The sequence below is a fragment of the Sphingopyxis jiangsuensis genome (genome assembly GCF_016734905.1).
GTDB classification, from domain to species: domain Bacteria; phylum Pseudomonadota; class Alphaproteobacteria; order Sphingomonadales; family Sphingomonadaceae; genus Sphingopyxis; species Sphingopyxis jiangsuensis.
The window spans coordinates 701,878-715,461 of the sequence record NZ_JAERPO010000002.1 but is presented as its reverse complement, the minus strand read 5'-3'; the positions used below and the strand labels follow the sequence as shown (position 1 = coordinate 715,461).

General features: G+C 64.2%; 13 protein-coding genes and 1 pseudogene. 7 read left to right on the top strand and 7 right to left on the bottom strand.

What is annotated here, in order from left to right:
- Positions 1–157 precede the first annotated feature (157 nt).
- Both typA and JI743_RS10135 read left to right on the top strand, forming a co-directional pair.
- Entirely contained in the window at positions 158–1,990 is a 1,833-nt protein-coding gene (typA, locus tag JI743_RS10140; RefSeq protein WP_201928187.1) for a translational GTPase TypA, read from the top strand.
- A 170-nt stretch (positions 1,991–2,160) separates the two neighbouring features.
- Positions 2,161–2,760, top strand: coding sequence for an rRNA large subunit pseudouridine synthase E (locus JI743_RS10135; protein ID WP_201928186.1), 600 nt, complete (start codon positions 2,161–2,163; stop codon positions 2,758–2,760).
- Positions 2,761–2,803: 43 nt separating this feature from the next.
- On the opposite strand, the gene JI743_RS10130 is transcribed toward JI743_RS10135, so the two are convergent.
- The 3 genes from JI743_RS10130 to JI743_RS10120 are packed head-to-tail and all read right to left on the bottom strand — an operon-like array spanning position 2,804 to position 4,922.
- Complete coding sequence (locus tag JI743_RS10130) at positions 2,804–3,202, bottom strand: TadE/TadG family type IV pilus assembly protein (protein WP_201928185.1); 399 nt, start codon at positions 3,200–3,202, stop codon at positions 2,804–2,806.
- Positions 3,199–3,690, bottom strand: a complete 492-nt coding sequence (locus JI743_RS10125; RefSeq protein ID WP_201928184.1) for a TadE/TadG family type IV pilus assembly protein — start codon at positions 3,688–3,690, stop codon at positions 3,199–3,201. Before JI743_RS10125 ends, JI743_RS10130 begins: the two co-directional genes overlap by 4 nt.
- Entirely contained in the window at positions 3,687–4,922 is a 1,236-nt protein-coding gene (locus tag JI743_RS10120) for a pilus assembly protein TadG-related protein (protein ID WP_201928183.1), read from the bottom strand. The genes JI743_RS10125 and JI743_RS10120 overlap by 4 nt, the downstream gene beginning before the upstream one ends.
- Positions 4,923–5,344: 422 nt before the next feature.
- On the opposite strand from JI743_RS10120, the gene JI743_RS10115 reads away from it, so the two are divergent.
- Entirely contained in the window at positions 5,345–5,620 is a 276-nt protein-coding gene (locus tag JI743_RS10115) for a DUF3297 family protein (RefSeq protein ID WP_201928182.1), read from the top strand.
- A 103-nt stretch (positions 5,621–5,723) separates the two neighbouring features.
- Here JI743_RS10115 and JI743_RS10110 read toward each other — a convergent pair whose 3' ends face one another.
- From JI743_RS10110 to JI743_RS10100, 3 genes are all read right to left on the bottom strand, one after another.
- Positions 5,724–6,296, bottom strand: a complete 573-nt coding sequence (locus tag JI743_RS10110) for a CHAP domain-containing protein (RefSeq protein WP_201928181.1) — start codon at positions 6,294–6,296, stop codon at positions 5,724–5,726.
- A 165-nt stretch (positions 6,297–6,461) separates the two neighbouring features.
- Positions 6,462–8,816 (bottom strand): putative bifunctional diguanylate cyclase/phosphodiesterase, encoded by a 2,355-nt coding sequence (locus tag JI743_RS10105; RefSeq protein ID WP_201928180.1) that lies wholly within the window; start codon positions 8,814–8,816, stop codon positions 6,462–6,464.
- A gap of 91 nt (positions 8,817–8,907) precedes the next feature.
- Positions 8,908–10,659: a fatty acyl-AMP ligase gene (locus JI743_RS10100; RefSeq protein ID WP_201928179.1), complete on the bottom strand. Its 1,752-nt coding sequence runs from the start codon at positions 10,657–10,659 to the stop codon at positions 8,908–8,910.
- Between the two features lie 179 nt (positions 10,660–10,838).
- On the opposite strand from JI743_RS10100, the gene JI743_RS10095 reads away from it, so the two are divergent.
- From JI743_RS10095 to JI743_RS15335, 4 genes and pseudogenes are all read left to right on the top strand, one after another.
- Positions 10,839–11,411, top strand: coding sequence for a regulatory protein RecX (locus JI743_RS10095; RefSeq protein ID WP_201928178.1), 573 nt, complete (start codon positions 10,839–10,841; stop codon positions 11,409–11,411).
- A 38-nt stretch (positions 11,412–11,449) separates the two neighbouring features.
- Positions 11,450–11,908, top strand: coding sequence for a DUF192 domain-containing protein (locus JI743_RS10090; RefSeq protein WP_201928177.1), 459 nt, complete (start codon positions 11,450–11,452; stop codon positions 11,906–11,908).
- Between the two features lie 76 nt (positions 11,909–11,984).
- Positions 11,985–12,371, top strand: a complete 387-nt coding sequence (locus JI743_RS10085) for an NADH:ubiquinone oxidoreductase subunit NDUFA12 (RefSeq protein ID WP_201928176.1) — start codon at positions 11,985–11,987, stop codon at positions 12,369–12,371.
- A gap of 8 nt (positions 12,372–12,379) precedes the next feature.
- A pseudogene (locus JI743_RS15335) lies at positions 12,380–12,781 on the top strand (DUF2155 domain-containing protein); the annotation flags it as partial.
- Between the two features lie 35 nt (positions 12,782–12,816).
- On the opposite strand, the gene aat reads toward JI743_RS15335, so the two are convergent.
- Positions 12,817–13,578: a leucyl/phenylalanyl-tRNA--protein transferase gene (gene aat, locus JI743_RS10075; protein WP_201928744.1), complete on the bottom strand. Its 762-nt coding sequence runs from the start codon at positions 13,576–13,578 to the stop codon at positions 12,817–12,819.
- Positions 13,579–13,584: the final 6 nt, after the last annotated feature.

Genomic DNA, 13,584 nt, shown 5'->3' with positions numbered 1-13,584 from the left:
GCAAAGGCGGGGCGCGGCCGTTCGATGCGGTCGCGCCCTTCGCTTGCGGGTCGCGCGCCGACCGGCAATCTTGTTGCGCTGCAGCAGCGCTTCTGTTAGGGGCGCGGCGTTTCGTGGCGCTCCGGGCGCCGCCTCCTCCCATAAGGCTCAAATCCGCATGTCTCTGCGCAATATCGCCATTATTGCCCACGTCGATCATGGCAAAACCACCCTCGTCGACCAGCTGTTCCGCCAGTCCGGCACCTTCCGCGACAACCAGCGCGTCGAGGAACGGGCGATGGATTCGAACGACCTTGAGAAAGAGCGCGGGATCACCATCCTTGCGAAATGCACTTCGGTCGAATGGGGCGAGGGCGCCGACGCCACGCGCATCAACATCGTCGACACGCCGGGCCACGCCGATTTCGGCGGCGAGGTCGAGCGGATCCTGAGCATGGTGGACGGCGTCATCCTGCTCGTCGACGCCGCCGAAGGGCCGATGCCGCAGACCAAGTTCGTCACCGGCAAGGCGCTCGCGCTGGGCCTCAAGCCCATCGTCGTCGTCAACAAGATCGACCGCAGCGACGCGCGCGCCGCCGAAGTGCTCGACGAGGTGTTCGAACTGTTCCTGACGCTCGAAGCCAATGACGAACAGCTCGACTTCCCGATCCTCTATGCCTCGGGCCGCGGCGGCTATGCCTCGCCCGACCCGGAGGCGCGCGAAGGCACGCTCGAGCCGCTGTTCCAGACGATCGTCAGCCATGTCCCCACGCCGGGGCTCGACGAAGACGCGCCCTTCACCTTCCTCGCGACGCTGCTCGACCGCGACAATTTCATCGGCCGTATTCTGACCGGCCGCGTCCAGTCGGGATCGGTCAAGGTCAACCAGCCGATCCACGCGCTCGACATGGACGGCAAGGTGATCGAAACCGGCCGCGCATCAAAGCTGCTCGCTTTCCGCGGGCTCGACCGCGTGCCGGTCGACGAGGCGAAGGCGGGCGACATCGTCGCGATCGCGGGCCTCACCAACGCGACCGTCGCGAACACGATCGCCGACACGAGCGTCAGCGAACCGATTGCCGCGCAGCCGATCGACCCGCCGACGCTGTCGATGCGCTTTGCGGTCAACGATTCGCCGATGGCGGGCCGCGAGGGCAGCAAGGTCACGAGCCGCATGATCCGCGACCGCCTGTACCGCGAAGCCGAAACCAATGTCGCAATCCGCATCACCGAAAGCGCCGACAAGGACAGCTTCGAGGTTGCGGGCCGCGGCGAGCTCCAGCTCGGCGTGCTCATCGAAACGATGCGCCGCGAAGGCTTCGAACTCGGGATCAGCCGCCCGCGCGTCCTTTATCAGACCGACGAGAGCGGCCAGCGCACCGAACCCTATGAAACCGTCGTCATCGACGTCGACGACGAGCATAGCGGCACGGTTGTCGAGAAGATGCAGATCCGCAAGGCCGACCTCACCGACATGCGCCCGTCGGGCGGCGGCAAGACGCGCATCACCTTCAGCGGCCCGTCGCGCGGCCTGATCGGCTATCACGGCGAATTCCTGTCCGACACGCGCGGCACCGGCATCATGAACCGCCTGTTCGAGAAATATGGCCCGTACAAGGGCGTGATCGAGGGCCGCAAGAACGGCGTCCTCATCTCGAACGGCGCGGGCGAGGCGGTCGCCTATGCGCTCGGCCCCCTCGAAGAGCGCGGCATCCTCTTCGTCTCGCCGGGCGAGGCGCTTTATGAAGGCATGATCATCGGCGAAAATGCGAAGCCCGAGGATCTGGAAGTCAACCCGATGAAGTCGAAGCAGCTCACGAACTTCCGTTCGACGGGCAAGGACGACGCGATCCGCCTGACCCCGCCCAAGCGCATGACGCTCGAACAGGCGATCGCCTATATCGACGACGACGAGATGGTCGAGGTGACGCCGAAGAATATTCGCATCCGCAAGGCGATCCTCGACCCGCACGAGCGGAAGAAGGCGAGCCGCAAGAAGGAAGCGGCGTAAGATACCGACCGGCGGCCCCATCGGCCGCCGGTTTTGTTTTGGCCCATCCCATTTCCCGTTCGTGTCGAGCAAAGTCGAGACACGCGAAGGCATGCGCGCGCGCTGCGTGTCTCGACTTCGCTCGACACGAACGGTTACAGGTCCGTTTCCCGGTAGCCGAGGACACCCCGTTGCCCCGCCTGATCCTGTTCAACAAGCCCTATGGCGTGCTGTCGCAATTCACCGACCGCGGCAGCGCCGAAGGGACCGGCGTCGCGCGCGCGACACTGTCCAACTATATCGACGTGCCCGGCGTCTATCCCGCCGGGCGGCTCGACCGCGACAGCGAGGGGCTGTTGATCCTGACCGACGACGGCGCGCTGCAGGCGCGGATATCGTCGCCCAGGCACAAGATGCCCAAAACCTATCTGGTGCAGGTCGAGGGCGAGCCCGACGCCGCCGCGCTGACGGCGCTCGCCCGCGGCGTCACGCTGAACGACGGCCCGACCCGCCCCGCGACCGTGCGCCGCATCGACCCGCCCCAACTGTGGGAGCGCGACCCGCCGGTGCGATACCGCAAGAGCGTGCCCGACGCATGGATCGAACTCACCATCACCGAAGGCCGCAACCGCCAGGTGCGGCGGATGACCGCCGCGGTGGGCTATCCGACGCTGCGGCTGGTAAGGTGGCGGATCGGGGGGTGGGAGATTGGGGATTTGGCGTTGGGCGAGTGGCGCGAAGCGGTCTCGCAAGGAAGCGGGTCGACAAATGCGACAAAGCGACGCGCCTAAAATTGCCGATCGATGCCGACCGAAAATTCAGACGCCCAAATCGTTACGGCAGATAGGCCCGGCGCGAATGCGTTAGCGTCTGTTCCGATCCTTCAACGAACCATGAGATGACCGGATAGTCATAGGTTATCGTGATTTCCGCAAATTTCCTGCCGTCATCGACGCCCATTGTTACATCGACGTCGCGAACTGCATCCTTGTTACTGTCGAAAAGCGCAGCGCGTGCCTTGGCTTCGATGTCCGCGGCGCTCGGTGTCGGGTAAATGGTCGAATAACGCGCAGCCTCGCCCGTGGCATGATCGACGCTAGCCTGGGCCAATAGCAAGTTCCCGAGCATGAAGATGACCCCGATGAATGCGAATAGCACGGGAAGCGCAAGCGCGGCTTCGACAGCTGCCGAACCCTCGGTGCGAAGAAAAAGATTTCGCTGAAATTTGATCATTGGATTCGTACCGCGCTCATGACCGTGAAGGGGATCGATCCATCTTCCTGCGCCCCAACTGCTTGTCCGAGCGGACCATAGGGAAACATCGGGGCATAGGAGGACGCGATTGCGATCGAAATGTGCCGCGATATCTCCTGGTTTGCGGGGCAGGTACCGTCAAAGTTCTGCTGGCGCACCCGGTCGCACGCCAGCCATTTATCCATCGTCACGGCGCTTTGCGGAACATTGGCTGCCTCGGCAGCCTCCTGCGGAAGGCCTGAATAGTCCGAACCGGCATTGCCATAGGACGTTGCCTTCTCGACAACGCGTTGCGCGACCTGTTCGGTTTCCAGCTTTTTCTGAAAGCCGAACGAAGTGTCGACCAGCCCCATCAAAAGCATCGCGGCGATCGGCGACAACAAGGCGAGTTCGATCATACTCGTCGCTGATGTGTCATTCGCCAGTCGGCGCAGACGGGCAGCCGGATTTTCCGCCAAAAATGTCATGAAACCAGCCTTACGACCGAGCCTCGGAATGTCGACGGCCCGTTCGATGGACACTCGTTGTTGATCGCGCTGTTGCCCGTGAAGTTCACCTTGAGACCGATCAACTGAACGCAATCGGTTTTGAAACCCGAATTGCCGTTGAACTGGATCAGATGCTTGGGGAAATAGATTCCTCCCTCAATCGACGATTTGTTGTTGCCGTTGATCTTGGTCGTTCCCGATGGTGCGCGTCGATCCTGATAAAAAAGAACCGATTTATAATCACCCGACGTCGGCGAGCTGAAATTGAGCTCGGACGTCCCGTTGATATCGAGCGTTGCAATCGAATTCGGATTGGTCGCCGCCGACGTGCTCGTCAAGATGAAGGTTACGCCGACCCCCGTCGCGTTGGCCTGGGCTCCGAAGCTCAACACCCCACCATCGATATAATAGACACCCGGATTGAAATGGACCGTCCCCTTGATGTCCATGCCGCTGTAGCAGCCGGGATCGAGTGTGAGCGATTGTTTGGGATTGACGTTGACCTTGTTCTTGCATCCCGAAGGTTCCGGGGTGGGAAGATCGGCAAACGGGTCGGGCTGCGGGGCGGAATAGGGAAGAAAGGCGGTTCCAGGCGCGTAACGATTGCTCGGCGTCAATCCGCCAACAGCCCCGACAACATCGGACACAACGAGCGTCGATCCACCGGCAGACACAGCGTTGCCCGAGCGCGAGTTCGCGAAAATCCCGCAATTGAGATCGACATAGGAACTGCCCGTCGCCTCAACGCCGACATCAAGCGACGTATCAAGCGAAATGACGCAATAATTGCCGTTGGCAATCATCGCTGCCGTCGATCGCGCTTTGATGAGCGGCGCCGCGTTCATGAATATGCCGGAAAACGGCAGCGGCTTTCGAGTCGCCAATTCGACATAGACCGCATTCATGTCGCCAGCGTAGCTTCCGCTCGTCGGCGCATTTTCGATGATCGGAGCGGCGGCCAGCACCAGCCGGTTATTCGCCTCGATGTTCTTTTGCGCGGAGTCGTTCGCGTCCTTGTTCTGCGCGATAGAATATGCGCCCGCCAACGCGGCTGAGTCGGCCGTGCGTTGCAGCTGACGCTTGTCGAGGGTCCATTGGATGGTGTCGGTTGCCATGCCGGCAAATCCGATCAGCAACGGCATCGACAATCCTGCCAACACCAATACATTCCCGCTGGTTGATCGCAGCAATTGCCGCAATGGATTTCTCATCGATCATCTCCAAATTGGCTGAATCTTGTCTACGCGCGCGTTGTTAAGATATTCTTAGCGCAATTGGACGTCGGCGTTCCGTCGCCGCATCGCGTGGCCGATGATCCATTTAAGTATATGATAATATTGCATAAAATTAGAGAATTCCGACCGAGCGCGCTGCGTTGATTTTCGGGGTCGCGACCTTGCAGGTCGTTCCTGATACCTCCGAATTGCTGTTCCGGCGGCCAAATCGTGCCCACTTTGAATTAGAATGACCCACGATCGCGCCATGACGCTGGTGTGGCATAAGCAGTTGTCACCCCGGGGCGGTTCGGCCGGTAGCCGACGACCGAAAGGGCAGTCTGTCGCAGCGCGTATTCATTGACGGCAACGTATAGCCGCCGCTAGGGCCGCGGCATCATTTCATTGAAAGCAGACACATGACCGATACGCCCCCCGACCGCCTGTCGACCAACCCGCGCTCGCCCCATTTCGACATGGAGGTGCTGCAGCGCGGCATCGGCATCCGCTTCAAGGGCAACGAACGCACCGACGTCGAGGAATATTCGATCAGCGAAGGCTGGATCCGCGTCGCCGCGGGCAAGTCGAAAGACCGTTTCGGCCAGCCGATGACGATCAAGCTGTCGGGCGAGGTCGAGGCGTGGTTCGAGGATGTTGCCGCCGCTTCCGGCGACGGCGCGGACGGCGAAGGCTGAGCCATTTTCGATGGCCTCGAAAGGGGGAAGCCATCCGGAGGGTCGACCGCTCCGGATGGCTTCGATGCTCGCCAATGGCCCTAGAGGAATTGGGGGGTAGGGCTCAGTTGCCGAGCGAAGCAACGACGCGATCAAGGCCGTTGCCGGGTTTCCAGTCCTGCTGCGCCCAAACCGGCGCTTCGAAGGCCGGCGTGTCGGGGGTGCTATCGGCATAGATGAAGCCGTGCACCGGGTTCGCGCGCAGCCCGAGGTCGCCGATCGGCGCGTACCAGACGCGCACCATGCTCCAGTCGCCCGCCTCGCTGACGTCGACGACGCGTGCGCCCCGCTCGATCTGGCCGCGACGGCCATTGATCGGCGACCAATTGGCATGGTCGATCAGGATTTCGCGATCGCTCACAATCTTTTTGACCACCGCGACATGCCCCATCGGCATCCCGCGCGCGGCGGCAAATGCCATCACCGCGCCCTCGCGCGGTTCGTCGCCGCGGGCATATTGCCCCTCGGCCTGCGCCCACCAGGTCTTGGCATTGCCGCGAATCTCGACGCCCGATTCGGCGCGGGCAAAGGGGACGCATTGCAGATAGTCGCGCGCCGCGGCGGGGGCGCCGACGAGCAGCGAGGCGACCATCAGCAGGGCGGCAGCGGCGGCGCCGGAAAAGCGGTTGCTCGACATGGAATGCGACCCCCAGAAGCTTGGTTTCAAGCGTTGAAAGCTGTTTGCCACGCCCGACGAAACGCACCAGCCACCGCGCGACGAGTTGCGCCGCGGTTGCGGTGAGCGGGGGAACCTTTGGAATCGGCGATCGCTTCGTCGTCCGATGCGTTCGCTCTGGCGCCGTCAGGCCGCGGCGGTCGCGGCGTTTTCGGGCGGGCGGAACAGCGCGAGCACGTCGCCAGCCGGCATCGGGCGGCCGTAATAATAGCCCTGGATGTTGCTGCAGCCGAGCGCGCGCAGCGTGTCGACCTCGACCTCGGTCTCCGCGCCTTCGGCGGTCGTCGACATGCCGAGGCTGTCGGCGAGCGCGACGACGGCGCGGATGATCGCGATCGATTCGATGCTCCCCTTCGCCGCGCCAACGACAAAGCTGCGGTCGACCTTGATCGTCGAGAAATGCGTCTTGCGCAGATATCCGAGCGAGGAATAGCCGGTGCCGAAATCGTCGAGGCTGAGCCGGATGCCGAGCGCGAGCAACTGGTCGAGCAGTTGCGCCGCACCGCCGCCGTCGCGCAGGAAAACGCTTTCGGTCACCTCGATCTCGAGCCGCTGCGGCGGCAGCCCGCTTTGCGCGAGGGCGGACACGACGACCGACGCAAAGGCCGGATCGGTGAGCTGTTCGGCCGAGACGTTGATCGCGACCTTCAGGTTCGACGGCCATTTCATCGCTTCGGCGCAGGCGTTGCGCAGCACCCACTCGCCGATCGGCGAGATGAGGCGGCTGTCTTCGGCCAGCGGGATGAAGCGGCCCGGCGAGACGTTGCCGAGCTTCGGGTTGGTCCAGCGGATCAGCGCCTCGAACCCGTTCAGCGTGCCGTCGGCGGCCGTGACGACCGGCTGATAATAAAGTTCGAACTCCTTGCGGTCGAGCGCACCGCGCAATTCCTGTTCCATCACGCGCCGTTCCTCGGCCTGCGCGTGGAGCGAGGCGACATAGGCGGCGACGACATTGCCGCCCTTGTCCTTCGATTTATAGAGCGCGAGGTCGGCGTTGCGCGTCAGCGTTTCCACCGTCGCGCCGTCCTGCGGACCGATGGCATAGCCGATGCTGGCGCCGACGAAGAGCTGGTGGTTGTCGACGACATAGGGGCGGCTGATCGTCGCGATGATGCGCTGCGCGAGCTCTTCGGCAGCATCGGCCGACGCGACATTGTGGATGACGACGGCGAACTCGTCACCGCCGAGACGGCCACAGGTCATGCCCTGTTCCATCATCCCCTTGAGCCGCGCCGAGACCTGCGCGAGCAGTTGGTCGCCCGTGGGATGGCCGAGCGTATCATTGACCGCCTTGAACCGGTCGAGGTCGATCATCAGCATCGCGCAGCGCGATTTCGCCCGCTGCGCATGTTCGAGCGCGCGCGACAGATCCTCGGTCAGGCTGAGCCGGTTCGGAAGGCCGGTCAGATTGTCGAACCGTGCCATGCGCGAGATCTGCTGCGCGGTCGAATGCTGTTCGGTGACGTCCGACCCGACGCCGCGAAATCCGAGGAACTTTCCGCTTTCGTCAAGCCGCGGCGATGCCGACAATTCCCACCAGCGCGCCTTGCCGTTGATGGTGACGGGCACGGTAAGGTTGGAAAAGCTTTCGCGCCGCTTCATCCGTTCGGCGAGATCGTGCAGGCTTTTCGGGAACTGGCCCGTCTCCCAGGCATCGCCGGCGAGCGCCTGGAGAAGCGGCATGCCCTCGAGCGTCTCGGCCGGCGCGCCGAGCGCGTGTGCGAACCGTGGCGAGATATGGACGAGACGCCTTGAATTGTCGGTTTGCCACAACCAGTCGGCCGAGGTTTCCTCGAATTCGCGCAGCAGCAGGCTGACCGTTTCGGTCTTTTCGTGCAATGTGACCTCGGCGCGGCGAAAGCGGACATAGGTCTGCCCGAAACGAACGCAGAATGCACACATCAGGAAGCCCGCCACGAGCGCGACCGCCCCGAGCTGCGGCGCGCCCGCAAGCGCGAGCGCCGCGCCTGCCGACAGGCTGACCGGCACGATGAACAGCGCGCAGGCGAGCGGGATACTGTGTGCGACGATCGCCAGCGTCAGCATCATCAACAGCGAAATCGCCCAGATCGACAGGACATGATCCACCGGCGGCGGGATGCCGCGCAACCAGAAGGGCGTGGTCCAGAGCATCGCCGAGTAGAAGGCGTGACGATGGCATATCCGGAATTCGGATATGCCCGACAATTTGGGGTCGCCCAGAATCAGATTGCTGAAGGCGCGGTACGACCAGAGGCTGAAAGCCAGCGCGACGACAAGCCAGCCGCCGGCGATCGCCGGTGAAATCTGGGGGACCATCGTCAGCGTGGCGACGAACGCCATTCCGACGCTCATCCACAGACGCAGCGCGCCCTTGCCCCGGAGCGGCGCGAGCTGGAGCTGGCGGATATTGCCGATCTCCATATCGTTCGTCCCCAGTCCCATCAGGGTTCGAACGGGAATATCGTCGGCAAGCGTGGGGTCGGTCAAAATGCTCTTCACCGGCCCGGTTTAGCGCAGGACGGGTTACCCGAAGGTAACCATGCGGCCCTTTGGCGCGCTATTTTTTGTCCGGCGACGGGACAGAAAATCGTCAGGCAGCGATGGCAAAAGGCTGGATTTCGCCCGCCAGATATTGTGCACGCGCCTTCGACCGGCTGAGCTTGCCCGAACTGGTGCGTGGCAGGGTACGCGGCGGGATCAGCTCGACAAGGCAATTCATGCCGGTGATCGCGCGCACGCGGTCGCGGATCGCTTCGCGCAGCGCCGCGCGTTCGGCGTCGTCGCTGGTGCGGCACTGGACGAGCACCGCGGGCGTTTCCTCGCCGCCCGGCGTGGTGATCGCGAAAGCGGCGATGTCGCCCGACTTGAAGCCGGGAAGCTGTTCGACCGCCCATTCGATGTCCTGCGGCCAGTGGTTCTTGCCGTTGATGATGATCATATCCTTGGCGCGGCCAACGATATAGATGTAACCATCTGACAAATAACCCATGTCACCCGTATCGAGCCAACCGTCGACCATGCAGGCGGCGGTCGATTCGGGGTCGCGGTAATAGCCCGTCATCAGCGACGGACCCGTACACCAAACCTTGCCGACGGTCTGGTCGGGAAGGGTATTTCCGGCTTCGTCGCGGACCTCGATCTTCATGTCGCGCACCGCGCGGCCGCAATTGACGATGGCGCGATAGCGCGTCGGACGGCCCGAATCATTGGCGGCACCCGAAAGTTCGGTTTCCTCGACAAGTTCGACGACGATTCCCTCGCCCGGCGGCATGATGCTGACCGCGAGCGTCGCTTCGGCAAGCCCATAGCTCGGCAGAAAAGCACTCGCCTTGAAACCCGCGTCGGCGAAGGCGTCGACGAAGCTCTGCATCACGTCGGGGCGGATCATGTCGGCGCCATTGCCCGCAACGCGCCAGCGCGAAAGGTCGAAGCGCTCGGCGACATTGGTCTGGCTGGAAATGCGGCGCGCGCAAATATCATAGCCGAAGGTCGGCGAGTAACTGAGCGTCGTGCCCTGATTGCGGCTGATAAGGTCAAGCCACGCAAGCGGACGGCGCGCAAAATCCTCTGTTTTCAGATAGTCGACCGATACCTGGTTGGCGACCGGCGAAAGCAGGCAGCCGACGAGGCCCATGTCGTGATACCAGGGCAGCCACGACACGCAGCGGTCGCTGCCCTGCAACTTCATGCCATGGCCGTGCGCCGCAAGATTGTTGAGAAGCGCGGCGTGGGTGACGGCGACGCCGTGCGGAAAGCGCGTCGAGCCGCTGCTGTACTGAAGGTAGCAGGTTTCATCCGATTTCTGTTCGGGCAGCGCCGCGACGGGCGCTGCACGCTTTTCGAACGCGCCCCAGTCCATCGGTTCGACGCCGCGCGATTGTGCGGCCTCGGTCGCCATTGCAGCGATTTCCGGCGGAAAAAACAGCATCTTGGGGTCGCAGCTGGTGAGCTGGACGACAAGCTGGCTGACATAGGAATCGCGCCCGCCAAAGCTTGTCGGCAGCGGCAGCGGCACCGGCCAGGCGCCGGCATAGATGGTCCCGAAGAACAGCGCGGCGAATTCGGCGCCGGTTTCGGCGATCAGCGCGATGCGGTCGCCGGGCTTCACGCCCGCGGCGACGAGCCGGTACGCGGTGACGAGCGCGTCGGCCTTGAGCTCGCTATAAGGATAGGGGCGTACGAGACGCCCGCGCGGATCGTGGAAATTGAGCCCGCGCGTGCCGCTGGCGGCATAGTCGAGCGCTTCGCCCACGGTCGCAAAATCCGAGAAACGGCGCGGCTGGGCGCAATCGGTCGGGGTGGGGACGAGGTCCGCCACCGCAAGAGCAGGATTTTCGGTCATAGAGGGTGCTAGGTCCCCGGAATCGGGCCGCGCGGCAACAAGCATGTCATTTTTCTGAGCCATGAATGGTGCGCGAACCCTGTATTGTTGGAACAAAATGGCCCGACTTTCGGGCTTTGATGCCCGATATGGCGGCGCTGGTCGTTCTCAATCGGGCTTGACTGTGGCATAAACATGGCATGGGCACCCGCCGCGCTCCGTCCGTCCGATCCAAAAAGCCGCTCACCGCAGCCCGTCTCGACGAACTGGCGCTGGCCTATGTCGCGCGATTTGCGACGTCGAAGGCAAAGCTTGCGCGTTATCTCAGCCGGAAAGTCCGCGAATCCGAATGGGTTGAGGATGTCGACGCCATGACGTCATGCGAAGCCGTGGTGGCGAGGATGGAACGGCTCGGCTTCGTCGATGACCGCCAATATGCCGCGATGCGCGGCGGCGCGATGACGCGGCGCGGGCTGGGCGCGCGGCGCGTGCGCGCGCAGCTGCGCGTCGACGGCATCGCCGAGGACGATGCGGACGAAGCGATCGAGGCGGCGGAGGATGCGGGCGTCCGCGCCGCGCTGGGGTTTGCGCGGCGGCGGCGCTTCGGGCCGTTTGCGGTCCGCGCGAGCGACGATCCGAAACTGCGCGAGCGGCAGATCGCAGCCTTTGCGCGCGCCGGTCATTCGCTTGCAATCGCGCGTGAAATACTCGCCATCGCGCCCGGCGACGAGGCGGCGCTCGCAGCGCTGGACGGGCAGGCGGCGCTCGATTAGGCATCGCATATTCGGAAATGTTGCGCAGGGAGCAGTCGATGCGTGCGATCTTGGCGGCCTTTGCCCTGTTTGTGGCCTTGCCTTTGGCGGGCTGCGCGAGCGGTGATGCGCAGTCCGAAGCCGCCGCAACGATCCCCGTCACGATCGCGATGGCGGACAAAAGCTATCGCTTCGACGTCGAGGTCGCGCGCACGATCGAGGAGCAGCGACAGGGGCTGATGTTCCGCACCGGCCTGCCCGCCGACGGCGGGATGCTGTTTGTCTATGACAAGCCGCAGATCGCGAGTTTCTGGATGAAGAATACGCCGATCCCGCTCGACATGATTTTCATCCGCGCCGACGGCAGCATCGACCGGATCGCCGAAAACACGATCCCCGAATCGCTCGAACCCGTGGCGAGCGGCGGCGACGTGGCGGCGGTGCTCGAAGTGGCGGGCGGCACCGCGGCGCGGCTCGGCATCGACGAGAGCGCGACGGTGACGTGGGCAGATCGCTGAACCGGGCGGAGAATGGCGTCAAAGGCGTGAAACTCCGCTTGCGAAGCGGCGCGGCTTGCCTGTAAACGCCAGCGCCATGAGCATCCTCGGCAAGATTTTCACCTGGTGGGACGGCGCAACCGTCGGCACGCTGCTGAACAGCTGGAAAAACGGCGAGCAGGTCGGCGAGGACAGCCTCGGCAACCGCTATTTCCGCGCGCGCAAGGGAAACCGGCGCTGGGTAATCTACAAGGGGTCGAACGACGCGAGCCGCGTGCCGCCCGAATGGCACGGCTGGCTGCACGGCACCTTCGATGAACTGCCCGCCGACATTCTGCCCGCGCCGCGCGGCTGGGAAAAGGAGCCGACGGCGAATCTTACGGGCAGTCTTGGCGCCTATCGCCCCGCCGGGGCGCTCGAACGCGGCGGCCGCCGCGCGGCGGCGACCGGCGACTACGAGGCCTGGCGGCCCGGCGCCGAGTGAGGTCGGGCATGCCGCAGACCGGCCGGACCGCGCTTGTTGCGCTGCTCGCCGCCGCCGCGCTTGCGGGTTGCGAGAAGTCCGGCAACGGCGAACGCGCGGGCGAACAGACGGCCCAGATCAGCAAGGCCGGGACTGTGCCGGAGCAAGTCGGCGGCATCGAGGGTGCGACGCCGATGGAGCAGCGCGTCGCGGTGCTCGGCCTGCTCAACAAACGCAACGGACTGGTCGAAGAGCTGGAGATGAAACCCGGCGAGATCGCGCGCGTCGGTCGCGCGATCGTGCGGCTGCGCGCGTGCGAGACGACGGCGCCGTGGGAAGACCCGCCCGAAACCGGCGCTTTCGTTCAGCTGAGCGTGCAGGAACAGCGCGACGACAAATGGTATCGCGTCTTTTCGGGCTGGCTGTTCCGCGAACGGCCCGACCGCAATGTGATCGAGCATCCCATCTATGACGTCTTCGTCAAAAGCTGCGCGATGACATATCCGGGCGGCGAGCCGGTCGCGCGTCCGGCGACCAAATCGGCCCCGGAAGCGCCCAAGGCGTCGAGCGCGCCCCAGTCGCCGGCCGAAAATGGCGGCGAAGGCACAACTCCCGCTGCTCCGCCGCCCGCGCCCAAGGCCGCGCCCGTCCCCTCCGACAGCGCCGAATAGAGCCGCGCGAGATAATCGTCCTGCGTGATTTCGATCGCGCCGAGGCTTGCGAGATGCGGGGTGATGAACTGGCAGTCGAGCAGGCGCCAGCCGCCCGCGCGCAGCCGTGCGACGAGGTGCGCGAGCGCGACTTTCGAGGCGTCGCGCGCGCGGCTGACCATCGATTCGCCGAAAAAGGCGCGGCCGAGCGTCACGCCGTAGAGGCCCCCGACCAGCTCGTCCCCCTGCCAGCATTCGACGCTGTGCGCGTGGCCGATGCGGAACAGGCGTTCGTAACTCGCCTCGATCAGCGGGTTTATCCACGTCGTCGGCCGGTCGGGCGCAGGCTCGGCGCAGAGCGTGACCATGCGCGAGAATTCGGTGTCGGTCGTAACGCGGAAGCGTTCGCCGACGATGGCCCTCTTCAGGCTGCGCGACAGGCGGAAGCCGTCGAGCGGAAGGATCGCGCGCAGCCGCGGCTCGACCCAATGGACCGACGGGTCGTCCGCCCCGTCGGCCATCGGGAAAAGTCCCTGCGCATAGGCGCTGAGCAACAGCGCAGGGTCGAGCGTGTCGATCGGCCT